Raw genomic sequence first — 25,063 nt, forward strand, 5'->3', positions numbered from 1 at the left:
AGAGGTCACCCCCTCCTATGCTTCTTTGATCTCAAGCGTCTCGTCTTTTTTTGCTTCGACCAGCGGCTTCAGATATTTATCGATATACTCGTCCCTCACACGCTTAAGTTCCTTGGTAGGAACGATGGTCAGGAGTTCCCATCCAAGAAGCAGGGTTTCCTCTACGGTCCTGTTCTCATATTCTCCCTGACGTACATATTTGTCTTCAAAGAGGTCTGCAAACTTGGCGAATGCCTTGTCTTCATCAGAAAGGGCTCCCTCTCCGAGGATGACTGCAAGTTCTTTGGCTTCCTTACCCCTTGAATACGCAGCAAAGAGCTGGTTCATCAGGTCCGCATGGTCCTCGCGGGTTTTGCCTTTTCCTATTCCCTTGTCCTTAAGACGGGAAAGGGAGGGCATGACATCAACAGGCGGATATATCCCTTTGCGGTGGAGTCCTCTTGCCAGAATGATCTGCCCCTCAGTGATGTATCCCGTAAGGTCCGGGATGGGGTGTGTCTTGTCGTCTTCAGGCATTGTGAGTATCGGTAGCTGCGTAATTGATCCCTCTTTGCCGCGAAGCCTTCCTGCCCTCTCGTACATTGTGGCAAGGTCAGTATATAGATAGCCTGGGTAGCCGCGGCGGCCCGGGACCTCTTTACGTGCAGCTGAGATCTCTCGCAGCGCTTCGCAGTAGTTCGTAAGGTCAGTAAGTATTACCAGTACGTGCATGCCCTGTTCAAAAGCAAGATATTCAGCTGCTGTAAGAGCAAGGCGCGGAGTTGAAATACGCTCGATCGCAGGGTCATCTGCAAGGTTTACAAACATTACCGTACGTTCGAGGGCTCCCGTCTTCCTGAAGTCTTCCATGAAGAAAGATGCTTCTTCAAAGGTGATGCCCATCGCTGCGAATACAACAGCAAAATTAGCGTGGCCGCTGATAACCGTAGCCTGGCGTGCTATCTGGGCTGCTATCTGGTTATGAGGCATACCGCTTCCGGAGAATATCGGCAGCTTTTGGCCCCTGACAAGGGGGTTCATTCCGTCGATCGTCGAGATGCCTGTCTGGATGAACTCTGACGGGAAGTCACGTGAGAACGGGTTGATAGGGTCTCCGTTGACATCAAGGTATGCTTCGGGAATTATAGGGGCACCGCCGTCTATGGGGTCTCCCCTTCCGTTGAATATTCGTCCAAGCATGTCCTTTGAGACAGGCAGCTTGAGGACATCGCCCAGAAACCTTATCTGGGTGGTGTTGACGTCTATGCCGGTGCTTCCTTCATAAACCTGAACAAGAGCTTTGGTCTCTGAAATCTCCAGTACCCTTCCGCGCCTGCGCTCACCATTGGCGAGACGGATCTCCGCCAGTTCGTCATAGCTGACATCTTCGATCTTTTCAACCACCATAAGCGGACCGGAGAGGTTGGAGATCGTTTTATACTCCTTAGGCAACATCATCAAGGCCACCTCCAGCAGCGCTCAGTTTCCCGAGTTCAGTCTTTATTGCAGTCTCAAGAACGTCTAAGTTCTCCAGATCACTCTCTTCAATGTATCTCATACGTGCGATATCTTCTCTGATAGGAAGGTCAATAACAGAGCGAAGCATTCCTCCGCGGACGAGTACCTGCATTCCAAGACAATGGAAAGTGAGGATGTTTCTGAGCATTTTGAACTGCTTGTCCATAGATGCGTAGGTGTCTATCTCGTGGAATGAGTTCTGGTGCAGAAAGTCCTCCCTTATTGATTTTGAAGTCTCAAGCACCATTCTTTCTTCCTTGGAAAGGGCATCCAGACCGACAAGGCGAACTATTTCCTTCAGCTTGTCCTCGTCTTCGAGCAGGCTCATCGCTTCAGTTCTGTATGTGCTCCATTCTCCGTCATATATGGCATCCCAGTATTCACCCAGAGTATGGGCGTAGAGGGAGTAACTCGAAAGCCAGTTGATAGCAGGGAAATGTCTCTGGTAAGCCAGCTGTGCGTCCAATCCCCAGAAAACCTTTGTAACGCGCAGAGTGTTCTGTGTGACAGGCTCCGAAAGGTCTCCTCCCGGAGGTGAGACCGCTCCGATAACAGAAATGGCCCCTTCTCTTCCGTCGCTTCCAAAACAGATAGCCCTTCCTGCTCTTTCGTAGAATGATGCAAGTCTTGTCCCGAGGTAAGCGGGGTAACCTTCTTCTCCTGGCATCTCTTCAAGACGTCCAGACATTTCACGCAGAGCCTCCGCCCAGCGCGATGTCGAGTCGGCCATCAGAGCTACAGAATAGCCCATGTCACGGAAATATTCCGCTATCGTGATACCCGTGTATATTGAAGCTTCACGGGCAGCGACAGGCATGTTGGAAGTATTTGCTATAAGAAGGGTCCTCTTCATAAGAGGCTGTCCCGAACGGGGATCCTCAAGTTCAGGGAATTCAAGGAGAACATCCGTCATCTCATTTCCGCGTTCTCCGCATCCGATGTAAACAACTATTTCTGCGTCAGCCCACTTTGCAAGCTGATGCTGTATAACAGTCTTTCCTGAACCGAAAGGTCCTGGCACGCATGCCGTTCCTCCCCTGGCTATCGGAAAAAATGTATCTACAACCCTCTGTCCGGTCGTAAGCGGTATTTCCGGCGGAAGTCTCTTTACTACAGGACGTGGTTTACGTACAGGCCATCTCTGCAGAAGTTTGATCTCGTGGTCATTACCCTTTGCGTCTGTAATGACAGCGATGGTCTCTTCTACTGTGAAATCTCCCTGTTTGATTTCTTTAACCTTTCCTTTGACTCCGTGCGGAACCATGACCTTGTGATCCACAAGGACGGTCTCCTGTACAGAACCAAGGAAATCTCCGACAGCAACTTCAGCTCCGGCTTCAACACATGGAACAAAACCCCATTTTTTAGTCCTGCTCACTGCGGGAACACTTATTCCGCGAAGTATGTACGGGCTGTTAGCCGTTTTTTCGATGCTTTCAAGCGGACGCTGGATGCCGTCGAAAAACTCTTCTATCAGTCCGGGTGCAAGTTCAACACTTAAAGGTTCCCCCGTGCTGACAACAGGCTCTCCGGGCTTCAGTCCGGAAGTTTCTTCATATACCTGAACAGAAGCCGTATCATCTTTCAGTTCAATAATTTCACCGACAAGGCCTGCGTCTCCGACTCTTACAACGTCGAACATGCAGGCTCCGGCCATGCCTTTAGCAATGACAAGCGGACCGGAGATCTTTGCGATGAATCCTGCTATGGCATTAGGAGTAGCCACTCACATCGCCTCCATTTTCATCATTTCACACCAAAGATATCCATGCCAACAGCACGCTCTACGTTGCGTCTGATAGAGCTGAGACCGACTCCCATGGATCCGCTTTGGTTGGGTACTGGAATTATGCACATATCTGTAGATTCGTTGACTTCATCAACAGCTTGCTGGTACTTGGAGAAAAGGGCTTCCTCAACAAAGAGGGCAGCGTATCCCTTAATGGCAAACCTGTTCATGATCTCCCCGATAGAATCCCTGTTCTCATCTGTTATTTCAACAACATCAAGTCCTATAGCCTTAAATGGAAGTATGCTGTCATAGCTTCCGACTGCTGCCATCGGTGAACCCTGATTAGACGTAGCCATGGCGCATAAGCCTCCTTAGATGGTCCTTGTCCCCTTTGTTTCTTTTGGAGACCGTGATCACCCTGATGTTTTTTATTTCCATTTCCTTGGCCCAAAGGTAGGCCGGAATGTTCTCAGGAGCAGAAGGGCTGTATCTTCCTGCGGCGATCTTCTCCATGTAACAGTCATCCAGAACCCTCTCCAGTGAAAGGATGAGGTCTGAATAACCGCCTGACGCATCAATACTCCCTATAATTTTTCCGAAATCGGAGAACTCAATTGCCCTGCCCCAGGTTTCAAACGGTTCAGATATAAGGGATGCCAGCATGCTGACATCAATGGTGCCGCCATCGTGAAGGAATGGAAGCGCTTTTGACGCATCGTAATTGAACCTTTTGAGCCTCAGCAGGGTCCGTATATTCTCTCCGTCAGTCCTTGTCCGGATCCAGCTTATTATCCCAGGCATATCCAGCTCATGAGCTTTTTCAAGCATCACTTCGAACATTCTCTTATCGATAAGTCTCTCAACCTCGAGAACGTCCCTGCTCTGTTCCCAGATCGTTATGCATTTGGGGATCAGAGTGTTGAGGCCGAATGGAAGAAGTCTGTATTCTTCCGATTCGACGTTCATGATGAGATCGTCCAAAGGATAAGATCCCAGCGATGTGAGCAGATCCCACCTCTTTTTACCTCCGGTCCTGACATTGAACATGCTTTTCAGCAGAACTTTCACATTATGGAAGTCATACTGCAGTCTCATAATATCAACCATTGCCTTGTCAGGGACGAAGGTACGAATCTCTTCATATATGCTGTGCAGGTCTGCTTCAAGAACTTTGTCAAAGTCAGACCCGTTTGTCTGGGAAGTAAGCGCGGAGGAATATGATGTCTCCCCAAGTATCTTGAGGATGGACGCAAAATCTTCGGCGTCGATCATTCTCTGCAAAACTCCGGAATCAAGAAGGCGATGCTCCATTGCGCGGATACGTGCAACAGCATAACCGTATGCCCCTTGACTTGACATCAGGCCACCTCCCTCATTCCGCTGATGACGGGAACAAACGTTTTACGACGTCGGATTCCTGCTTTTCCTGAGCTATCTGAATAAGCATGTCCCATGAGCAGTTTGTACTTATCTTTCCTCTCGTGAGTATGAATCCCCCGGCAATATCAGGCTTATCCTCGGAAAAGACAAGTTCGGTCCCATTTTCCTTATTGAAACCGTCAAGCCAGGCTTGATCCAGGTATTTTTCTTCACGTGAGATCTGTATCTCTTCTTTTTTAGTTGTTACTGCGCATTTAAGAAGCACTTCACAGAGTTTTACGTAATCATCCCTATCGATCATCCTCATTTTTCCAAGGGACAGGTCATAAACATCCTGTATCAGATTACGGCTGGATTGAAGCATCATCTTTTTGACATCCAGATTCGCGACTATTTCACGACGACGGAAAATCTCAGGACGCTCAACTTCAAAACGGCGAATAAAGCCAGATTTTATCGAGTCAATTTCCTCTTCCGCTCTCTGTGCTGTAAGCTCAGCCTTGGCCTTGGCCTTAGCCAGTATTTCATCGGCCTCGCGCTGGGCGTCGCTTCTGATCTTTTCTGTTATCTGGGCCAAAGACATGGTCTTCCCCCGTTCTTTTTAAAGCTTTATGCCATTGAGCATCAAAATACTGACAAGAAGCCCAAAGACTGCATATGTTTCACACATAGCCGGGAGGATAACAGCTTTGCCTATCTGCTCCGGACGCTTGGATATCATCAAGATCGAAGCGGCTGAAGATTTACCCTGCCAGATAGCAGAATAGAAACCGGAGATAGCGACAGGAAGGCATGCAAAACAAATACCAAGTCCCTGCCAGACAGTAAGGGTAACACCGCCTGCTCCGAGAAGCCCTGCCTTCTGAAGGGAGAGGACTGCAACAAGCAGACCGTATATACCCTGTGTTCCGGGAAGGGCAAGAAGGACGAGCGCATAACCGAATTTTTTTGGATCCTCAGTCATGACACCGGCGGCAGCTTCATTGGCTATGCCTATTCCCCATGCAGATCCTGAACCTGCAAAACCTACTGCCAGTGCTGCCCCAAGTATTACAAGCATCGGGCCAAGCTGTTCGGAAATCGTTGCGAGCATTGTTTCCATAGTGAACAATTACCTCCTCAGTTAATAAATACTATATTTTTTGTTTATATGCTTCAAAAAACCTATTGTTTTTCTTCTGTCAAGCGGGCAAACGTTGTCACATTGCGCAACGGAGTAAAATCTTTCCCGTTCGCGTCGTAAAACTTACCAAAGAACTCCACATACTGAAGCCTCAGTGAGTGGATGAAAGCCCCAAGAAGGTTGACAGCTATACTGAAAAGGTGCCCTATTACAAAAATCAGTATGGCCAGAGGTATTCCGACATAAGGTGTCCCGGCAACGAGATTTGCAAGCAGGTTTATTACCATTCCGACGGCTGCAGATCCGAGACCCAGGGCCAGCAGTCTGCTGTAGCTGAGCACATCTCCGAGATAGCCTGTTACGTTGTAGAGACTCAAAACACCGGAGAAGAGCTTGCCTGCAATGTTTGATTTTGTCCTTCCCTGCGTCGCAACAAGGACCAGCGCCCCGGCAATGGCAATGTATTTTGAGACGGAAGCCACTGTACCTGTCAGCATCCCGGAAGAACTGAGCCCTGTAAGCAGAAGGCCGCACAGGAACAATATCCATCCTCCGTGATCGGCCAGAGCTTCAAAGTGCTCTCCGTTGGTCCAGCTGTTCTTGAAGGCTATCAAAAGACCAAAGATGACCTGTATGAATCCCAGTCCCAGCGAGATCGCGAGCAGCGTCATGGGATCATTCATCGGATCCAGGAGCTGCAAAGCATCCTTAATTGGCACAAGTGAGCTGAGGAACGGGAATGCCGTAATGCTGTCACCGAACCAGGAGCCGGTAAAAGCCCCGAAAATGACGGAGACTATCATTCCAACAGTAAGCATGATAAAAAATTTGCGCAGTGTAGGTGAAAGTTGGTGTTTAATGATAAAGTACCCGAATATTCCGCTTAATACCAGACCGTATCCGGCATCGCCGAAACACATCCCAAGGAAAAGGAAGAAAAATGGCGCCATTAGAGACGTCGGATCAACTCCTCCATAAGTGGGGGTACCGTACATAAGGGTAAGAGGTTCCATCGAAGATGCCCAGCCCGGATTTTTGAGCAGCGTCGGGGGCAGCTCACCTTCATCAGGTTCTATAAGTGAAAATTCAGAGAGTGACTCATAGGGACGGACAGTTTTCTCTACCATGCCCCGGCAATCCCTGGGCATCCAGAAAGACCAGATAAAAACATCATCTGTCGGTACGCCCGAGATCATGGATTCTATCCTGTCACTGAGTATGCTCCAGTAATCCCCGTAGTAGCGTGCCATATCAAGACCTTCCTCCGCCTTTGATGCGATCTCCGCACAGAGTACTGCTTCTTCCTTCTCTGTTTTTTCTATTTCCGAAGTCAGCTTTACGCGTTCTTCTTCGGCAGTCAGCTCAAAATCTTTAGGTACGTCGAGCCTTCCTGCAGAAAATTCGGAAGCAATGGCCTGTATTTTTTCCAGGTCAGATTTTTTGAAAAGTACTGCAAATGTTGAAACAGGGTCTTTTTCATTTTCGGGGAGCTTCTGGTATTCAACAAAATCGCCAAGTTCTGATCCAAGCCCTGAGACAAACCCGGCAACAGATGACTTTGGTATTGTGTAAACAGCCCCGCCTATCATTTCTGTACCTGTTGTAAAAAATTCCAGAGGATATTTGATCGAATTAAGGAGCATTGACTGCGTAAGAAGACCCTTGAGCCTGGAAATTTCCGCTCTGGTCTCTGTTGCTTTCTTTTCTTTTTCCCGGAGTTCCGCAACAAATGCCCTGAATTTGCCTTCGTCAGCTTTTGCCGCAAGCTCAGAAAATCCAATGGTAGGAATATCGCCCAACATCCTGGCGATCGAACTGCCCTTGTTTACTTCAAATGGTTCAAGAAGGCGCACAGTAAATCTTACATCGCTGAGAAGCTCGTCTATCTGACGCTGCCTGGCCCGAAGCTGGAGCATTGCCGAGCTGTCTATCGCACCGCTGCCCTCTCCTGTAAACTCGCAGCAGCCCAGTGCCTGCAATTTTTCTACAAGCTCATCTGCAACAGATTTATGAACAGCTATCCGCGCCTTACTCATTTCAGCAAGAGCCATAAGTCGTCATCACCTCTTTCACCAGCCAATCGGCCACCTCTGCAGCGGAAGCCTTTCTATCCTCATAGCATTCCTGCGCTTCCTTCTGACCTTTTTCCAGTATCTCTCTGGCTTTCAGTTCTGCATCTTTTTCAGCATTTGCGACAGATTCGCGCCACTGCCTGTGACATTGCTGTTTAGTGTCCTTTATTGATTGTTCTGCCTCTGCCTGAGCCGACGCAATGGTCTTTGCCGCCTCAGCCTTAGCTTCAGCAATAATTGCCTTTGCCAGAGACTCTTGTTCACGTATTTCCTGTGCCAAATTCTCTGTCAACAAACTCACCTCCCCTCATAATATATGGGCCTTGCTTTAAGACAAATACCAAGTGATTTTAACCTCTGCAATTAATTGCGTCAATTTTCACACATTAGAATAAATTAAATACTTGGGCGATAATTTCGTTATAAATTAAATCGCTGCATCAATTTTATCAGTTTATAGTAATGCTAAACATGTTTTTTTGAACAAATATCCCCCCACGGACATCTTGAACAAAGTTCATATCTTGCCTCGAAAATATCCGAAAGTGCTGAGACAGCTGCTCCATGCACTTTTTCACCTGTGCTTGACAACGCTTCTCCGGACATTTCAATTATTTTCTTTTTTTGAGAAGGACTTCTGAGATAATTTATCCCTATCTCGATCATTTTCTCAGGAAGTCCCTTTTCTTTCCTGAAAACGTACATTGCATAGGCATAGAACTTCAGCTGTTCCACATAGTATTCTCCCGGAGCGGTCTCTTCAGTGGTTGTTTTCCAGTCCCTGAGGCATATGCGGTCAGCTTCTTCCCAGAAAATGTCCGTAGATCCCACCATCAGCAAACCGTCGTCGAGGACCCTAAAGGGAGTCTCTCTCCATAATCTGGTCTCTCCCTTCCGGGATAAAAACGCCGAGAGTCTTTTGCCTTCTTCACTCATTGCGTAATCACAGAGAATTTCTCTTATCTGCTTCCTTGAAAGGGCTGATCTGAATTCTTCCCTGACTTCGTACGGGACATTTTTCAGAACCTTTTCGTATGCGCTGTCATTCTCACCGCCAGGAAGCAAATCTGACAAAGTATCATTGGAAAAATCCCACTTTGAGAGCACCCAGTGAGCAAGGCTTCCGAACTCTGAACCTCCGGCTCCCTCGCCGCCCCTCAATGTCCACTGCATTGTCCTCCCTTGCCTGTAGGCTAACCTGTATGCTGTCGGGCACCATGAAAGCATCGCATAGGCGGAGGCCGACAATCTGGCAAGCTTTGCAGGAGATACTATTTTGGGACAGAGCATGTAAGCTGACCCTGTTGACCCGCCGCACGCTCTTTTTTTATTCCTATAAGAAGGGGCAATCTCCTCTTCGGAGCATAACGTCCATTTATCCCCGGCTTCCCGCGAACTGCTTATCATACCGAGGAAGCTCTCCTTTGCTGGGGGCAATTCTTCTCCGCTGCTGCTGTCGGTTTTTGTAAGACCGCAGATGATCAGTTTGTCTCTTGCCCTTGTAGATGCCACATACCAGAAACGCTCATCCTCTTCCAGCAGTGCCCTGGTTTCTCTTTCTTCGTGCCACATGCCGGCGACCGTCAGCACCTCTTTTTTTTCGGGATACTTAAGGAAATCAGGCATCTGTTTTGCGATCACGCCATATCTCACAGATGTGTCTACAGAGGGTGGACCTTTGGGCCGATCCTCAGCTCCGCCCAGCGCAACGACAGGATATTCCAGCCCTTTTGCTGAGTGTATGGTAAGGACATTGACCGCATCGTTATCTTCGTCCGTTATTTCGGGTTCCTCCTGCTGCTTTGATTCTTTGACAGAAAAACGCATATATTCTGCACACCCCGCGAGTGAACGGCCCTGTGAAACTTCGTACTCAGCGGCTATCTCTGCCATGTAAGAGATATTGGCTCTTACACGGCGTCTCTGCTCCGGTTCGTATGAGGTCAGAAATTCAGGTGAACAGAGCAGTTCCCTGATGATTGCAGAAACGCCCCTTAGTTCAGCTCTTTTTTTCATCTCTTCCAGATAAGAGATCAGTTCAGGATGTTCCTTCCTTATAATATCACTAAGCAAAAGGAGATCTCCGCTCTCCCTGCCGGCCTTTGACCTGGCAAGAAATTCTTCTGCGAGTCCGGGAGGCATCCCGCTCAGAGGAGAAGCCATCCAGCCCGCAAGATATGAAGGATCATCCGGTTCAGCAAGAAGCGAGATCAAATTCACCAGATCCGCGATCTCCCCTCTCGTGAAGTAATCCCTCCGTGTACAGAGGACGTATGGTATGCCCTCCGACTCGAAAGCATCTTCGATGGCCTCATAGAAGGTCCTTTTTGGAACGAGCAGAGCGAAATCGCTCCACTTTACAGGTCTGAACCTTTCTTCGTCACCTCTCTTCTTATCCCATATCAATTTTCCTGATCCGTGGATATCTTTGATCCTTGAAGCCAGTTCCTTGTAAAGCCTCACCCTTGTGTCAAATATTTTCTCTTCTTTGACATACTTTTTCTTCTCATCATCAAAGCTTCTTTTCTGCCTTGATATCAGTACCTCAAACTCCGGAGCTATCGGGTTGGCATTTCTCTCTTTCCACCATTCCTCGGATGAGGGAGAACTCAACGGCTCATATTCCATGGACGACCCTTTTTCAATTCCTTCAGCCCATACCGAACCAAAGATGGAGTTAATCTTTTCTACAAGTTTGTCCCTTGTCCTGAAGCTTTTGTGGAGCGTTATATATTTGCAGCAGCCTCCGTGAGGATGTCTGGCTTTATCTATGTATCCCTGGAATATCTTCAGGTTGGCGTGACGGAAACGGTAGATGGACTGCTTGATGTCGCCAACGATAAAAAGAGTGTTGACATCCTCTTTCCATATCTCTTTCAGCAGTTCATCCTGCAGACCGTCCGTATCCTGGAACTCGTCCACCAGTATGTGCTTGAATTTATTACCATAGTCAGGACTCTTCCTAAGCACCTCACCGGCATATTTAATGAGGTCGTTGTTTGTAAGGATCCCCTCTCTTTGCCTTTTGGACTCCCAGCACTGCCAGCCGAGGGCGCTTGTACGGCGTAGCAGCATCATCAGTTCTGTTTCCCTTTCCGAAGGAGGCAGAGCCATCGCAGCAGCCTTTTTCTTTTCATCCCGCCAGTCCTTCAAAGGCATACCAAGTGCCTCGTTGGCAGATGCTATTATTTTTCTGGGGCAGGACTGGAGGTTGGATATTCCCTCTTCAAGGAGGACAGAAGCAAACCGCCTGCACTTTTCCATGTCAGGCAGGACTCCGCGATACTCATACTCTATCTCGCTCAGTCTTGTCAGGCTTTTGCCGGGTTTTTCACTGAGCTCTTTCCTTATTGCGGGAAAGACTCTCTCCTGCCATGTCTCCCATATCTCGGCATATATCTGATCCCGGCTTTCAACATCTGAAAGCAGTTCGTCCATCGACTGGTCCCAAAGGTCGTCGGGGGTCCTTCCGAAGCTGCCTAGCTTCTCCGAGGCATTCCTGGATATTTCTGCCAGTTTTTCCGGACCGTAATGATTCACAAAGTCTTTGAAATGTTCCTCGCTGAAAAGGTTTTCAGCCCTCTCAGCCCATTTTTCTGTAACTGTCATCTTTACCCTGCGAAGCGAAAGCGTATCTATGATCTCGGAAAATGTTTTCCACCAGAGCTCTTCCACAGGTTTTGAAACTATTGAGGCTCCTGGGTCTATGTTGAGGACCAGTCCCGATTCCCTGATGATCTTCATTGCAAAAGAGTGAATGGTCGAAATATAAGCGTCATCGATCCTCTGTATCCTGTTTTTGAGATGAGAAAGTTCCTTTTCGGACCTGCTGTGCCATTGCACCAGTGTCTCTTTTATCCTCTCGTGCATTTCTCGTGCTGCTTTTTCGGTAAAAGTCAGGACCAGTATCTGATCCACCGTGCATTTTTCGTCTGTCGCCAAAAGCCATGCAAAGCGCTGGGAAAGGGTCTGGGTCTTACCCGTTCCCGCACCGGCGCTTACAACTGTGAGCGGGCTCATGCTCGTAACAGCCTCTATCTGTTCAGGCAGCCCCTTCAGGTTGCCGTACATGGTGGAAAGAGGATCTTCTCTATCAGGAATCATCCCCGTACCCCCTGACATCTTCATTCTCCGGATCGTCTCTGTATCCTTCCCTTTTCCGGCATATAACAAAGAATTCACAGAACCTGCACATGGCAGATTCATAGTTTGCAGGAAAGAGACCGGCTTTTAACGACTCAGCCATATCTTCCATAGTCTTTTCTGCAAGGTCAAGAAATTCTTCAATTCGCTTTCTCGGCTTTCTGGAGCGGTAGGCACTTCGCATTGTATCAGAGGCAAAATATCCATAAAAAGATGCGTCTTTGTGTCCTATCCACCCGTAGCCGAGAGGCCTTTCTCCCGTCGTTTTGCTTATTATTACAGAGTATGCCGCCAGCTGCAGTTCGTTTCGGTGGTCATATGATCTGTTGGACTTGTAGTCGATCACAACAAAACCATCATTGAAAAAATCCACCCTGTCAGCCCGCCCTTTGAATATGACACCATCTGCCGCGTATTCAGGAAGTTTGTATTCAAGCTCTGTTCCTGTCCGTTTTTTAAGCTCCTCAGAGCATTCGATACTATCCAGAAGTTCCGCGACAGAGCCCATCTGCTTCATCAGGCTGTCAGCATGCCTTTCCAGCCTCGGATCAGTCAGCAGCTCGGGATAATGGTCGGATGAAGCTTTTTTCCACTCTTCTTTTGAAAGCAGAGTAAAGCTCCGCGGTGATGAAAGGTACTCTCTCCAAGAACGCTCCCACACTGTATGAAGAAGGGAACCGGCCCTAAGCGGGTCAAATAGTTCAATGTCGTGGTCCTGAAGCTTTATGTTGATCCTGCACCAGTATCTGTAAGGGCATTCCTTCCATTCATCGATGTTGCTCAATGAGACAGCAAGAACGTCAGAGGCTGATCCCTCCCCCGTTCTGGGAAAATCGCCCCTCTCTTTTTTCCCGGCAGAAAGAGGAACTTCAGCTCCGCTGAACCAAAAACAGCCGTCAGGGGGGATTACATCAGAGGGGTTATATTCTATGCTTCCTACCCTCTCCCATCCGCCCGGTCCCTTTTGAGGAATGAAAAGAGGATCTATAAACTGTGATCCTCCAAGAGGGCGTCCGCTCTGATCAGTAAGGGAACGTGTTATGACAGTCCCTTCAAGGGAAGTTGCTATAAGCCTCCTGAAGAGGCCTTCCTTCTGCTCTCTTTCTTCATGCAGCTCGGGGATATGAGAAAGATGTTCTCCGGCCCCATCATCAGAAGGCTGGTTTTCATTGAACCTGATCTTGCTTTCGTTATCAAGGAGGGGGGATTCCCGGAGCTTCCCCGGCCATGTGCTGTAGTCTGCGTCCGTCATTATCCAGTACCTGTGAGTCGTAAGCACTGGAGGAAGCCCTGCGTATACCGTCAGGGAACGGCTTTGCGGCAGCCTTATCGGAAGGGTGGCATTCTTTCCCCACTCATGTATGTAGCTGACAGCTTCCAAGCCCTTCAGCAGCACCTTTGAAGCAGGCCCGATATCCTTGCTCATGTCTTCAAGTATTTCTATCTTTTGCTCAAGCTCTTTGATCGAGGATGATGTGTCTTTCAAAATTTCGTCCAGGCTTGGAGTGGTATCAATAAAGCTGCCTACTGCACTCTGGAGATCAAGGCCATTGATAAATTCAAGCCACATCTTCAGTATCTCGGGAGGGGTGCCTCCCGCTGAAAACTGCCTGCACAGCTTTTCAAGATTTTCAAATGTAAGCAGGGACCTTCCCCTGAGCAGAGCCTTCCACGCCCTGCTGCCTTCCGGGAAGGCTGAAAGGGCTGAAGAGAGGTCAAACTCGGGGGATCTTAACAGGGGGTTCGCAAGCAGGAATGCCGTACTCTCTCTTTCCCAGCCGGAGGCGAAGGCGTTCCATATTGCTTTGGGCAGTTCTCCTAATAGTGTATCTGCAACAGTACCCCTTAGCTGAACATTAAATGGAATTTTATACCTCTGAAGAGAATTTTCGATCAGTGAGAGGTGCTGCGTGGTCACCATTATTCCGATATCACCGAAATCATTTATAGATCCCAATGCCGAAAAGGCCCCTATGCCATGCGCCCAGAGGGCTGTCTCCCTTGCTGCCGCATCAAACTGCATCTGGCAGTCTCCCGCTTTCAGCTCAAATATCCTTGAGTGCCATTTAGGCCTCTCCCTATACTCTGCTCCAACCTGAACGATCGAATCATGCAATGAATCCAGACCGGTTTCGGGCAGTAAAAATATAGTTTTAGTAACTTCTTGAAGTTTTTTAATGAGTTTTGACTGGCTTCCGGTGAAAGTAAGAAAGCCTACCAGTACAAAGGTAAGATCTGAAACAGCCTTAACAGATGCTTCTCTGCACAAGCATTCTCTGATCAGCGAAGCCATCTGTGCACTGTCAGCAATGCTATTTTCCTTAAGGTATTCAAGATAATCGGAATAAAGCCTCAGAAGTATGTACCCGGGAGATGCTTCCGGCGGGCCGTTTTCCTGAAAAAGTCTTTCCCTGAGGTCGTCCGGTGATATACCCTCTGTCAGAAGTTCTCTTATGTTATTACCGAGCACCTCTGAAAATCCCCTGTGAAAGACTCCTTCGGGCAGGTCTTTTCTAAGGTCTCCCTCTTCTTCCAGAAATTTATATAAAATGTAAGAAATGATCAAGTCATGGTCTGGGGGGTCAATTACACGCTTTGGGATGAGCTGTGAGGACTGGTAGACCTCCCGGTAGAGGTCGCTCCATGTCCATACGACAGGCCTGGCCCCGAAAAATGAACCCCTGCGGGAAATAAGGTGCAGGATGGCGTCTTTGTCCAGCCCTGACGGGACTATAAAGACAGTCTTGCTTCCGCCGTCCTTATAGAGCCGGGAAAGCCTCTCTTCTTTCTCTGATATGTTGTAATAAGTTTCAACTATGGGCATTTCTTCTCACATAACCAAGATATCCGTCTACACTCTGACGCAGGAAAAAAGCCTCCCTTTCCCTATCCTTTTCGGGAAGCTTGCCGATCTGCGCAAGGGCCGGATCATGTTTAAGCAGCGCCTTGACTCCATCTTCCGTTCCTGCACCAGCAGGAAGTGCTGAAATAATGTCCTTCCAGAAAGCCATCTGTTCCTTAGCCATAACAAGCAGTCCCTTCGGATCGCGGCTGCAGCCCGAATGCGGATAGCATATGAGATCCGCGTCCCCAAGATCTATCAGCTTCTGGAGTGAACCCATCGCAGTTTCATAGAAAAATTTGTGCGGAGTCGCCGGCCTCATGAAGACAGACCCGTCCGGAAGCTCAAAATAACAGCCGGCAGCTTCTCCCGGGAAGAGTATCCTTACTCCGTCAAGGTCATAGAGGTATGAGCTGTGATGGGGAGCATGCCCAGGAGTATCAATTATCTTCAGTCCGTCCAGCTCAATATTTGGATTAGCAAGCGCCTCTTCAGGGAGGGGTATTGGCATTCCGTACACATCGCAGAGGTCCCCCAAATTCTCCCTGCTTCCCTGTATAAGCCTTTCCGGGTCCACAAGGTGGGGACGGCCTTTGAGCGGGGCGATGATCTTTGTGCCGGGGAATTTCTGATGGAACTGTCCTGCTCCTCCCGAATGGTCAAGATGGATATGCGTATAGAGAAGGTAATCAGGTTCGCCGGCATTCATCTGCTTCAGGTCCTCTATAAGCTGAGGAACGGAAGAAGCCGGTCCCGTCTCCATCAGGATCGACCTTCCTCTGGTTTTGTCGTCGATGTGCCATCCTATAATAAAAGATTCAAAACCGCCCCTTGGAACAGGCAGTATTATCTCCGTAAGTCCCTTGATGATTTCTTTTGTGTTCATTTGGATCTCCCCTTTTAAAGATTTCCTTGCCGTCAGAGAATTATCTTACGATGACCAGAGCAAAGAACCGTCCCCGGATTCGCCAGCCTTTTTACTCAGCGTCGTCGAGGGCCGACAGTACTTCATCAAGCAGGGTCTGGAAAGTTTCACAGTGACGGTCCCTTGGATATTCAAGCCCTATCGGGATGGAGGCCTCGATCTTTCCCTTTTTCAGGACGATAACACGTGTTCCGAGCCTGAGGGCCTCCCCTACGTCATGCGTCACCATGAGGAAGGTTTTGCCTCCCTCCAAATATATCCTTACAAGTTCACGCTGCAGTGCCCTTCTGGTAAAATAATCCAGTGCCCCTAGAGGTTCATCCAGAAGGACTATCTCAGGATCACACGACAGAGCCCTCCCTAGGGCGACCCTCTGTGCCATCCCTCCAGAAAGCTGGTGCGGCATCGCATTTCCATATTCCTCAAGTCCAAGCATCTTCAACAGGCCGGTTGCCTTTGAATGCAGATCTTTAGCCCTGTCTTCCGGATGAAAGGGAAAAAGGATATTGTTTTCGACAGAAAGCCAGGGAAGGAGGCGGGGCTCCTGAAAGACCATCCCTACGGGAAGCGGATGTTCCTGATCGCAGACTCTGCCTTTAAATAATATCCTGCCCTCTGTCTGCTGTTCAAGACCTGCCAGTATCCTGAGCAGTGTGGTCTTGCCAGAACCGCTCCTTCCTACTATTACAATGAAGCCGCCTTGATCTATTTCCAGATCGATACCACTTAGGGCATCTACATTCATATCTTCAAGTGAATATTTTTTTTTCAGGTCTTCAATGCTGAGCCAGGTCAAGCTTCGATACCTCTCTTGAGGTAGTGCTTCATTGCCCAGAGAAAACCATAGTCCAGGAAAGCTCCCAGAGCTCCGATCACAAATATGCCCATGAGGACAACGTCTGAACGGGAAAGCTGTTCAGCATCAAGTATCATATACCCCAGCCCTGAAGATGCCGCAACAAGCTCCGCAGCCACGAGTGAGCGCCAGCTGTAACCAAGGCCAAGTCTGAGTCCGGTAAGTATCGACGGTATCGCCGAAGGCAGTATGACAAACTTGAACTGATGCCACTTTTTGTAGCCAAATACCGTTGCTACCTCGATCAGTTTGGGATCGCAGTCCCTTATGCCCTGAAGTGCGTTCATGAACACAGGGAAAAATGTAGCAAGGATTATAAGAATTATCTTCGGAGCCTCTCCTATCCCAAACCAGAGGATAAGCATGGGAATAACCGACATGGGCGGTATATGCCTCAAAAATTCCAGTGTGGGCTCAAGCTGTACCAGCAAGGGCGGGAACCATGAGCAGAGAAGTGCAAGTGAAAGCGCAATGGACGCAGAGAGTCCGAATCCTTTTATGATCCTCTCAAGGCTGGCCCAGACGTGCTTTTGCAGCTCTCCGTTCTGAATCGACAGGACGAAAGAATCAATGACTTTTTCCGGGGAAGGGAGAAGAAAAGCATTCCACCAGCCTGCGTTTGAACCTGCCCACCAAAGGAATAATAACAGTACAGGCAATATCAGACCGCTTTCCAGCAAATTCTCTTTTTCGAATTTCATTCCCTCACGCTCCCGTTATATTGTACATTTTTTTAGCTGATAAGCACAGTAAATGAGCCTGATTTATGTTAATCTATTATTACGAAGATCAGCAGCACCAAAATATGATACTGCATACAGAACTCAGAAATCATCAGAAAGGGGCAGATAAATTGGGAAAAGTGACCTGGAAGCCTGGGACCATGCTTTATCCTATCCCGCCCGTCATGGTCTCGTGCGGTACGATGGAAAGACCCAATGTCATAACAGTAGCCTGGACCGGGATCGTAAATTCCGATCCGGCAATGACCTACATATCAGTCAGACCGGAGCGTTACTCGCACGAACTGATAACGGCTTCTTCAGAGTTTGTAATAAACCTCACTACGGAGGCGCTGATATGGACCGCCGATTACTGCGGTGTAAAGTCCGGAAGGGACATAGACAAATTTTCACTGCCGTCAATAACCGCGATCCCGGCTTCAGAAGTGAGTGCGCCCATGATAGAGGAAAGTCCGCTCAGCCTCGAATGCCGCGTAGATCGCATACTCAGGCTCGGCACTCATGACATGTTCCTTTCAAAAATTGTTGCGGTAAACGCAGATGAAAAGCTTATCGACAGCAATGGCAGACTTCACCTTGAAAAAGCCCGCTTAGTTGCAACAAGCCACGGGAAATATTTCTCACTAGGAAAACAGCTCGGTACTTTCGGCTACTCTGTTAAGAAAAAAAATAAAAAATGACTCCGGGATCATCTGATCCGCTTTAAAATTATTTTTATAATAAATCTGTTCATAAAGGGAGGAATAGAGATGCTGGTTTGCGCTATATGCGGAAAAGCGCTGAAAGAGTGCTGCGACCTTTTTCACGAGGCTGTCACGCCAGACGGTGACACAGTGGTCGTATGCAACGACTGTGCAATAGAAAACGATCTGCAGTTTGAGCCTGATATAAAAGAAAAGTAAAAAGTTAGAGATTGTTTATCATATCCCTCTGTGAGCCTGGAATAATGCTCTTTATGCCCCTTGCAGCAGAGAGCATATTCCCGATCTTTATAGTCTCAGTTCCGGCCGTCAGTTTAAGCGTGATCCTCTGCCGGAGTATCTTCTTTATAATAAAGCGATGGTCATGCCTTGAATTCTTCAAACTCCACAGCTCTGTACTGCTCCGCCGGCTTTCCCGGAACTACTATGGCATGGGCGGGGCAGAACGCCACACACCTCTGGCATGACTCACAGAGATTTTTGTTGATAAATGGATACTCCCCTTTCTTGTCGATAGCTCCTACAGGGCAGTTTTCCAGACACCTATTGCATTTCATGCACTTATCATTATCCACCGTTATCGGGAACATCCTGTAAAAGAACCTCAGTGATCTCCCGCTCGAGACCAGTTTGTACCACATCGACGGAATGAGAGGTATGCCGCGGTTCCAGGAGGCCTTTCCCTCTGAAAGCTTATCGGCAAACGACCTCGCTTTCTCAAGTGCCGCAGAGACCAATTTCTGATTTTTTTCAACAGGGATCACTCCGTTGTTGTAGTTGCCGGGCATCACAAACAATTCTGAGCCAATAGGCTTATAGCCTTTTTGCCTGACAAGCTTTCTGAACTTTCCCTCAGCACCGAGAGCGGAGCCGCCCATCGTAGCGGTCATGAATATCCTTCTCCCCTTCCCCTCAGGCAGTGAAGCAATAAATCTCAGAACAAGAGGATATGATGAGAAAAAAGCAATCGGGAATGCCAGGCCGATAACACTGTCACCAGACATCCTGAAGGAATTAAGCTTTCCTATCATATGGAAGTTGACCTCGTGTCCTTTTTCTTCAAGCCTCCTGCCGACTTCCTTTGCTATCGTAAGAGTATTGCCGGTTCCGGAAAAAACATAATATTCGACTTTCAATTTTTATTCCCTCCCACGCCAGAACAATTATACGAACAGCCATTTTCACATTATCATTATAGCCATTTACTCAGATATAATAACAGTATAAGCAGACATAGAAAAGTAAATATGCCCATACTGAGACCAATTAAGACAAATCAAAAGGCAACAGGTCCGGATTCTCTCCCTGAAGATCAAACTCTTTAATAGAGACCGCCCCTGCAGTTTCATGCGGCAGGGGCGGCCTCTTTTGCAATCATCCTTGCACTCAGCCGCAGTGATCATCAGCACGGCCTGTGCTATGACAGTTAATTCTTATCTCTCCGTTCTAAGCACCTCAGATGAGTCTTACCACCATTGCCACACCCTGGCCTCCGCCTATGCAGGCGCTGGCGATGCCTACACTTTTGCCCTGCTGCTTCAGTGCGTACACGAGGGTCGTCAGTATCTTGGCACCGCTTGCTCCGATGGGATGTCCAAGAGCTATCGCACCCCCGTGGACATTCAGTCGGCCCATATCAAAGGGCATCTTACGGTGACATGCTATTACCTGTGCCGCAAATGCTTCATTTATCTCGATCAGCTCCATGTCATCCATGGTCATACCTGCTTTTTTCAGCGCAATGTCCATTGCCTTTACAGGTGCTATCGGGAAATGTTCAGCGTCGACTGCTGCCGCCGAGTAACTTAATATTTCGGCGATAGGCCTGAGACCCTGCGCTTTGGCCCAATCATCGCCGGCGACCATTACAGCGCTTCCCGCATCACATAGTGCGGAGCTTGAGCCTGCTGTGATAGTACCATCCTTTTTGAAGATCACGGGCAGTTTTGCAAGTGATTCTATCGAGGTATCTTTTCTGGGGATCTCATCTGTGTCTAAGATAAGCTCTCCCTTCTTCCTGTCCTTCAGGATCACCTGCACTATCTCGTCCTTAAAAAGCCCTTTTTCTATGGCATCGACAGCTTTCATATGGCTGTGATAAGAGAATTCATCCTGTTCCTGGCGTGTGATCGAAAATTCCTGGATCACAACATCCTCTGTGATCTCACCCATGAGGCGGCCTGCCAGAGGGCAGATAAATCCATCTGCATGAAGAACGTCTTCGGCCTTTTTCTCACCCATCCTCATGCCCCATCTGGCATCCCTGAGTATGAAGGGAGTATTGGTCGCACTCTCCATTCCTCCTGCCAGTATCGTGTGAGCATCTCCCAGGCGAATCCTGTCAGCAGCGAGCATTATAGTGCGCAGCCCGGAACCGCAGCGGATATTTACAGTGAATGCCGGCACGGACTGGTCTATCCCCGCTTTGAACATGGCATTCCTGGCCGGGTTTGCTCCGACGCCTGCTTGCCAGCCATTTCCCATAATTACTTCTTCGACCGCATCAGCGGATGCGCCTGAACGGATAATAGTCTCTTTTAAGGCAGCTGCTCCAAGATCCACTGCAGAAAGTTTAGAGAACTGTCCTCCGAATTTTCCTCCTGCTGTCCTGCTGGCGCTCAATATTACTGCTTTAGCCATTTCATGCGACCTCCATTCCCTTTATCGGGTGGAGCGGATCAGCCACATCAAACTCAGCCTCGGTATGTTCCCTGATCTGCTCAAGTGTTACTTCGGGCGCTTTTTCGATCAGCGTCATTTTGCCGTCAGCTATTGAAAATACTGCGAATTCCGTCACTATCATACTCGCGACTCCTACTGCCGTAAGGGGAAGTCTGCATTGTTTCAGTATTTTTGCCCCACCCTTTTTAGTGGTGTGTGTCGTCGCTATGTACACTTTTTTTGCTCCTACGACTAGATCCATCGCTCCGCCCATCCCTGGAACGCTTTTGCCCGGAACGACCCAGTTCGCAATATCTCCTGTCTGATTTACCTCAAGCGTGCCAAGTACCGTTGCGTCGACATGCCCTCCTCTTATGAGCCCGAAACTTGTATCGCTTGCAAAAAAACTTCCTCCTGGAAGCATCGATATTATGCGCCCACCGGCTCCAATACATCTGAGATCTGGTTCCGCCGGAGCAGGGCCTATGCCGATAGCTCCGTTTTCAGCCTGAAAAATTATGTGGACACCTTCGGGAATATAATCTGAAACAAGTGTCGGTATGCCTATTCCAAGGTTCACTACCTGTCCTTCTGAAAATTCCAGTGCTATCCGTTTGGCTATTCTTTCCTTTATAATGCATTCATCAAGTTCTGGAAGCATAGTATGAACCTCCTTTCACAACTATCATGTCCACAAGGATCCCCTGTGTTATTATTTCATTCGGATCAAGCTCTCCCACGTCCACCACTGAGTCGACCTCAGCAATAACGATCTCCGCGGCAGTTGCCATAGCCGGGTTGAAGTTCTGGTTGGTGCCTTTGTATATGAGGTTGCCCATACGGTCAGCCTTGTACGCCCTCACCAGGGATACATCGGCCCTTAGGGGGAGCTCCAGGATGAATTTTCTTCCGTTTACTTCGAGCACCTGTTTGCCCTCTTCAACAATCGTTCCCACTCCTGTAGGAGTAAGAAAACCACCGAGGCCGAATCCGCCAGCTCTTATACGTTCAACGAAAGTCCCCTGAGGCGAGAGTTCAAGTTCCATTTTGCCTGAATTGAAATACTCGCCGGTTTTTTTGTTGAGACCGACATGGGATGCAATTACTTTCTTTATCCTGCCTGCGGCGACCAGTTTTCCATGCCCCACATTTTCATATGCGGTATCGTTAGCGATCATGGTCAGCTGATCTGTTCCGGCTTCAAATAGCGCGTCGACAAGCGTGTAGGGTATTCCTCCATAATTGAATCCCCCCACCATTATCGTGTCGCCCGGTTTGATGCATTTCACTGCTTCTTGCGCAGAGACAACCGGTTTGATAATTTTTTTAGTCATCATACGGTTCCTCCTTCAAGTTTATTTTTTTTCTTTCCGAAACCCTTTTGTTTCGCATATACCGCTCCGACAATCACTGCCCCTATTAGATTTGTGAGCATTGTGGGATAAATGATAAGGAAAGGTACCGCAAATAAAAGCAGCCTTTCAATTATGCTGATGTCATCAGCAAAATATCCCTGCACTGCAGCTGAGAGCCCTATGACTGCAATGAGTGCGGTCACGCTTGCAAAAACGATCTCAAAAATGCTCCCCTGCAGCAGAAGACCTGGATTGTATATGAACATATAGGGCACTATAAATCCTGCAGCTGCCACCAAAAGAGCTGTAAATCCAGTTTTCAGCGGTTCCGATTTGGCTATCCCGGCAGAGGCGTATGTAGCCAGCGCTACGGGAGGTGTTACGTCAGCAAGCACTCCGAAATACAGACAGAAAAGGTGGGCAGAGAACATCGGAACTCCCATCTGAGAAAGGGCCGGAGCTGCCAGTGTTGAGGTAATGATATATTGGGCAGTTGTAGGAACTCCCATACCAAGGATTATTGACCCTATCATTGTAAGTATAAGAGCAAAAGGAAGTATACCTTGAGACATGCTCAGAACAAAGGATGAAAAAGCCAGCCCAACTCCCGTAATAGCAATAATACCAATAACGATGCCTGAACAGGCACATGCTGCAGCAACGTCAACAGCTCCGGTACCTCCTGCTATCATGGCGTCAATGATCCTCCTGGGCGTCATGCGGTGCTCTTTGTCTCCGAGCCATGATGCAACAACGAGCGAAACAATGGACCAGAAGACCGCCATCGTCGGCGAATATCCGAAAGCAAGGAATACTACAAGTAAAACTATCGGAAGCAGAAGATGCCATCCCTGGCGTAAGACTTTTTTGACGTTAGGAAGCTGTTCTTCTGTAAGCCTCGGCATACGTTTTTTACCTGCCCTGAAATGGACCATTGCTCCGATGGAAATAAAATAGAGAGTTGCAGGAATGGCGGCACCAACGACTATTTCCCAATAGGATACTCCCAGAAACTGAGCCATTATGAAGGCAGCGGCTCCCATTACCGGCGGCATGACCTGTCCTCCTGTAGAAGCAGCAGCGACTATCGCTCCTGCAAATTCAGGAGAGTAACCTGACTGTTTCATAAGGGGGATCGTAAATGCTCCTGTAGTAACGGCATTGCCGCATGAGCTTCCAGAGACCATGCCCATGAATCCGCTGGCTGTTACCGCCGCTTTTCCTGGTCCTCCCTGACTCTTTCCTGCAAGTCCTACCGCAAGGTCGATAAAGAACTGACCTGCTCCGGACGTACTGAGAAAAGATCCAAAAAGGACAAAAAGGAAGATAAACGAGGCCGAGACGCCAAGCGGTACACCAAAGATACCGTCGGTGCGGAGATACATGAAGGGAGCCAGTTCTTCAAAAGAAAAACCTGCGTGACCAAGGATTCCCGGCATATAAGGACCAAACACGCCATAACACAGAGCAAGGATAGCCATTATCGGAAGCGGCCAGCCCATAGCTCTGCGTGCTCCTTCTATTACCAGTACTATCATTATTACGCCGAGGTAGATGTCAGAGGGGATCGCTGATCCTTCGCGTGCCGCGATTGCATCGTAATTCAGCAAAATGTTTGCACAGCCAATGATCATGAGTACCGCAGGTATCCAGTCCCAGATGTCTATCTTCATTTTGTTGCATTTTTTCTGTGATACTGGATAAATAAGAAATAGCAACGTTCCCATGAACATCCAGTGCCACGCTCTCTGTGTCATTGCTGCAAAAAGCCCGAAAGCCGCTGTATAAAGATGGAAACAGGAAGCTGTTATTGCTATCCCGGCAACAAGGTAAAACTGCCAGCCGGATAATCTCCGTTTTTTACTTTCATCAGGATCTTCAACTATCTCAGGGATAATATCAATCGTTTTCATGTTTTCTGCTGTATGCAGATCAAATTCATCAGCCATCAAACAAACCTCCTGTGATCTAACGCTTCTAAAGTCAACGGGGAGCAGATGCCCCCCGTTGAGATCCAACTATAAGCCGGGGTATCCTACTTAACTGTTATTCCCTGCTCCTTGAAGTACTTGATCGCTCCCGGGTGGAAAGGAATGATACCTACGGATGCCTTCTGAGGAACAAAGTTGACCGCATGCGGAGTTACTTTCATAAGTTCATCTTTTTTGTCAATGAAAGTCTTCAGACAGTCGTATGCAACTTTTTCTGTCATTTTTCCGTTAACTACGAGGAAGTTGGCGTCAGCCACAGTCTTACAGGGCTGATCCTGTTTTGTGTAGGTTCCCTTTTCGATGGTGTATTTCAGGAGGAACTGGTGCTTCTTGGTAACCTTATCGATAACGTCATCGGGAAGAGATATCATGACTACGTCACGAACAGCCGCGATCTCCATGATCGCTGATCCGGGAGCTGCAAAATTGAAGAAAGCTGCGTCGATATTCCCGTCCTTAAGGGCTGTTACTGCTTCGGGCTGAGTAAGCTGCTGCTTGTTGATATCCTTTTCAGGGTCCCAGCCTGCGGCCTCAAGGATCATCAGGGAAAGAAGCTGGTCTCCGCCGCCAGGGGCGCCGAGCGATATTTTCTTGCCCTTAAGGTCAGCGAATGTCTTAATGCCTGTTTTTGTTGTCGTTACAAGGTGCTGGGGAGCTGCATACATGTTCATTAGGGTGAGGAGCGGGAGTTTTCCGTCCTGCTGGAAAGCCTCAGTTCCCGTGTAGGCCTGATAGAGAGTAGAACCCATGGTCATACCTATCTGGGCCTTATTTGATGCTACAAGACGGCAATTCTCTTTGGATGCCGCTGTAGAGCGCGATGTTGCCTTGATGTCCATGCCGCCCTTGGTCAGCAGTTCAGCCATGACTCCGCCCAACGGGTAGTATGTTCCTCCGACTCCGCCTGATCCGATCGTGATGAAGGTCATTGCAGACGCGATCCCTGCAAAAAGCATAACTGTGATAATTCCGAGTGCGATAATATTCCTCTTCTTCATGAAACTTGTACCTCCTTAGAAAATAGTTTTGACGATATGTTATG

The 25,063-nt window shown here is 48.4% G+C and carries 20 protein-coding genes; 1 reads left to right on the forward strand and 19 read right to left on the reverse strand.

The window, feature by feature from the left end; genetic code table 11:
* Window positions 1-15 precede the first annotated feature (15 nt).
* From CVV54_01180 to CVV54_01240, 13 genes are all read right to left on the reverse strand, one after another.
* Window positions 16-1,434 (reverse strand): V-type ATP synthase subunit B, encoded by a 1,419-nt coding sequence (locus CVV54_01180; protein PKL05619.1) that lies wholly within the window; start codon window positions 1,432-1,434, stop codon window positions 16-18.
* Window positions 1,424-3,193 (reverse strand): V-type ATP synthase subunit A, encoded by a 1,770-nt coding sequence (locus tag CVV54_01185; protein PKL05620.1) that lies wholly within the window; start codon window positions 3,191-3,193, stop codon window positions 1,424-1,426. The genes CVV54_01180 and CVV54_01185 overlap by 11 nt, the downstream gene beginning before the upstream one ends.
* 50 nt (window positions 3,194-3,243) lie before the next feature.
* Entirely contained in the window at window positions 3,244-3,585 is a 342-nt protein-coding gene (locus CVV54_01190; GenBank protein PKL05459.1) for a V-type ATP synthase subunit F, read from the reverse strand.
* Complete coding sequence (locus tag CVV54_01195) at window positions 3,572-4,588, reverse strand: ATPase (GenBank protein ID PKL05460.1); 1,017 nt, start codon at window positions 4,586-4,588, stop codon at window positions 3,572-3,574. The genes CVV54_01190 and CVV54_01195 overlap by 14 nt, the downstream gene beginning before the upstream one ends.
* A gap of 13 nt (window positions 4,589-4,601) precedes the next feature.
* On the reverse strand, window positions 4,602-5,192 hold the full coding sequence (locus CVV54_01200; protein PKL05461.1) for a hypothetical protein: 591 nt from the start codon (window positions 5,190-5,192) through the stop codon (window positions 4,602-4,604).
* An 18-nt stretch (window positions 5,193-5,210) separates the two neighbouring features.
* Window positions 5,211-5,711: a permease gene (locus CVV54_01205; protein ID PKL05462.1), complete on the reverse strand. Its 501-nt coding sequence runs from the start codon at window positions 5,709-5,711 to the stop codon at window positions 5,211-5,213.
* A 62-nt stretch (window positions 5,712-5,773) separates the two neighbouring features.
* Entirely contained in the window at window positions 5,774-7,783 is a 2,010-nt protein-coding gene (locus CVV54_01210) for a V-type ATP synthase subunit I (GenBank protein ID PKL05463.1), read from the reverse strand.
* On the reverse strand, window positions 7,770-8,096 hold the full coding sequence (locus CVV54_01215) for a hypothetical protein (GenBank protein PKL05464.1): 327 nt from the start codon (window positions 8,094-8,096) through the stop codon (window positions 7,770-7,772). The genes CVV54_01210 and CVV54_01215 overlap by 14 nt, the downstream gene beginning before the upstream one ends.
* Before the next feature lie 173 nt (window positions 8,097-8,269).
* Window positions 8,270-12,010 (reverse strand): hypothetical protein, encoded by a 3,741-nt coding sequence (locus CVV54_01220; GenBank protein ID PKL05465.1) that lies wholly within the window; start codon window positions 12,008-12,010, stop codon window positions 8,270-8,272.
* On the reverse strand, window positions 11,898-14,771 hold the full coding sequence (locus CVV54_01225; GenBank protein ID PKL05466.1) for a hypothetical protein: 2,874 nt from the start codon (window positions 14,769-14,771) through the stop codon (window positions 11,898-11,900). The genes CVV54_01220 and CVV54_01225 overlap by 113 nt, the downstream gene beginning before the upstream one ends.
* The gene (locus CVV54_01230) at window positions 14,758-15,675 is read right to left on the reverse strand and encodes a hypothetical protein (protein PKL05467.1); all 918 of its coding nucleotides are present in this window, start codon (window positions 15,673-15,675) and stop codon (window positions 14,758-14,760) included. Before CVV54_01230 ends, CVV54_01225 begins: the two co-directional genes overlap by 14 nt.
* A gap of 91 nt (window positions 15,676-15,766) precedes the next feature.
* Window positions 15,767-16,510, reverse strand: a complete 744-nt coding sequence (locus CVV54_01235; GenBank protein ID PKL05468.1) for an ABC transporter — start codon at window positions 16,508-16,510, stop codon at window positions 15,767-15,769.
* A complete protein-coding gene (locus tag CVV54_01240; protein PKL05469.1) occupies window positions 16,507-17,271 on the reverse strand; it encodes an ABC transporter permease in 765 nt (254 codons plus the stop codon). Before CVV54_01240 ends, CVV54_01235 begins: the two co-directional genes overlap by 4 nt.
* A 152-nt stretch (window positions 17,272-17,423) precedes the next feature.
* Here CVV54_01240 and CVV54_01245 point away from each other — a divergent pair, with 152 nt between their 5' ends.
* Window positions 17,424-17,993 (forward strand): flavin reductase family protein, encoded by a 570-nt coding sequence (locus CVV54_01245; GenBank protein ID PKL05621.1) that lies wholly within the window; start codon window positions 17,424-17,426, stop codon window positions 17,991-17,993.
* Between the two features lie 383 nt (window positions 17,994-18,376).
* Here CVV54_01245 and CVV54_01250 read toward each other — a convergent pair whose 3' ends face one another.
* From CVV54_01250 to CVV54_01275, 6 genes are all read right to left on the reverse strand, one after another.
* On the reverse strand, window positions 18,377-19,150 hold the full coding sequence (locus CVV54_01250; GenBank protein ID PKL05470.1) for a hypothetical protein: 774 nt from the start codon (window positions 19,148-19,150) through the stop codon (window positions 18,377-18,379).
* 319 nt (window positions 19,151-19,469) lie between these two features.
* Window positions 19,470-20,654, reverse strand: coding sequence for an acetyl-CoA C-acyltransferase (locus tag CVV54_01255; protein ID PKL05471.1), 1,185 nt, complete (start codon window positions 20,652-20,654; stop codon window positions 19,470-19,472).
* A gap of 1 nt (window position 20,655) precedes the next feature.
* A complete protein-coding gene (locus CVV54_01260; protein PKL05472.1) occupies window positions 20,656-21,336 on the reverse strand; it encodes a succinyl-CoA--3-ketoacid-CoA transferase in 681 nt (226 codons plus the stop codon).
* Window positions 21,320-22,009, reverse strand: coding sequence for a branched-chain amino acid dehydrogenase (locus CVV54_01265; protein PKL05622.1), 690 nt, complete (start codon window positions 22,007-22,009; stop codon window positions 21,320-21,322). Before CVV54_01265 ends, CVV54_01260 begins: the two co-directional genes overlap by 17 nt.
* Window positions 22,009-23,943 carry a hypothetical protein gene (locus CVV54_01270; GenBank protein ID PKL05623.1) on the reverse strand — a complete coding sequence of 645 codons (1,935 nt, stop codon included), beginning with the start codon at window positions 23,941-23,943 and terminating at the stop codon, window positions 22,009-22,011. Before CVV54_01270 ends, CVV54_01265 begins: the two co-directional genes overlap by 1 nt.
* A 122-nt stretch (window positions 23,944-24,065) precedes the next feature.
* Window positions 24,066-25,019, reverse strand: coding sequence for a TRAP transporter substrate-binding protein (locus CVV54_01275; protein PKL05473.1), 954 nt, complete (start codon window positions 25,017-25,019; stop codon window positions 24,066-24,068).
* Window positions 25,020-25,063 lie beyond the last annotated feature (44 nt).

The sequence above is a fragment of the Synergistetes bacterium HGW-Synergistetes-1 genome (assembly GCA_002839185.1).
GTDB lineage: Bacteria > Synergistota > Synergistia > Synergistales > Synergistaceae > Caenicola.

Coding starts and splice junctions, on each gene's coding strand:
- CVV54_01180 (PKL05619.1), bottom strand. CDS start 1,434: ATGTTGCCTAAGGAGTATAAAACGATCTCCAACCTCTCCGGTCCGCTT.
- CVV54_01190 (PKL05459.1), bottom strand. CDS start 3,585: ATGGCTACGTCTAATCAGGGTTCACCGATGGCAGCAGTCGGAAGCTAT.
- CVV54_01195 (PKL05460.1), bottom strand. CDS start 4,588: ATGTCAAGTCAAGGGGCATACGGTTATGCTGTTGCACGTATCCGCGCA.
- CVV54_01200 (PKL05461.1), bottom strand. CDS start 5,192: ATGTCTTTGGCCCAGATAACAGAAAAGATCAGAAGCGACGCCCAGCGC.
- CVV54_01205 (PKL05462.1), bottom strand. CDS start 5,711: ATGGAAACAATGCTCGCAACGATTTCCGAACAGCTTGGCCCGATGCTT.
- CVV54_01210 (PKL05463.1), bottom strand. CDS start 7,783: ATGGCTCTTGCTGAAATGAGTAAGGCGCGGATAGCTGTTCATAAATCT.
- CVV54_01220 (PKL05465.1), bottom strand. CDS start 12,010: ATGAATCTGCCATGTGCAGGTTCTGTGAATTCTTTGTTATATGCCGGA.
- CVV54_01225 (PKL05466.1), bottom strand. CDS start 14,771: ATGCCCATAGTTGAAACTTATTACAACATATCAGAGAAAGAAGAGAGG.
- CVV54_01230 (PKL05467.1), bottom strand. CDS start 15,675: ATGAACACAAAAGAAATCATCAAGGGACTTACGGAGATAATACTGCCT.
- CVV54_01240 (PKL05469.1), bottom strand. CDS start 17,271: ATGAAATTCGAAAAAGAGAATTTGCTGGAAAGCGGTCTGATATTGCCT.
- CVV54_01255 (PKL05471.1), bottom strand. CDS start 20,654: ATGGCTAAAGCAGTAATATTGAGCGCCAGCAGGACAGCAGGAGGAAAA.
- CVV54_01260 (PKL05472.1), bottom strand. CDS start 21,336: ATGCTTCCAGAACTTGATGAATGCATTATAAAGGAAAGAATAGCCAAA.
- CVV54_01265 (PKL05622.1), bottom strand. CDS start 22,009: ATGACTAAAAAAATTATCAAACCGGTTGTCTCTGCGCAAGAAGCAGTG.
- CVV54_01270 (PKL05623.1), bottom strand. CDS start 23,943: ATGAAAACGATTGATATTATCCCTGAGATAGTTGAAGATCCTGATGAA.
- CVV54_01275 (PKL05473.1), bottom strand. CDS start 25,019: ATGAAGAAGAGGAATATTATCGCACTCGGAATTATCACAGTTATGCTT.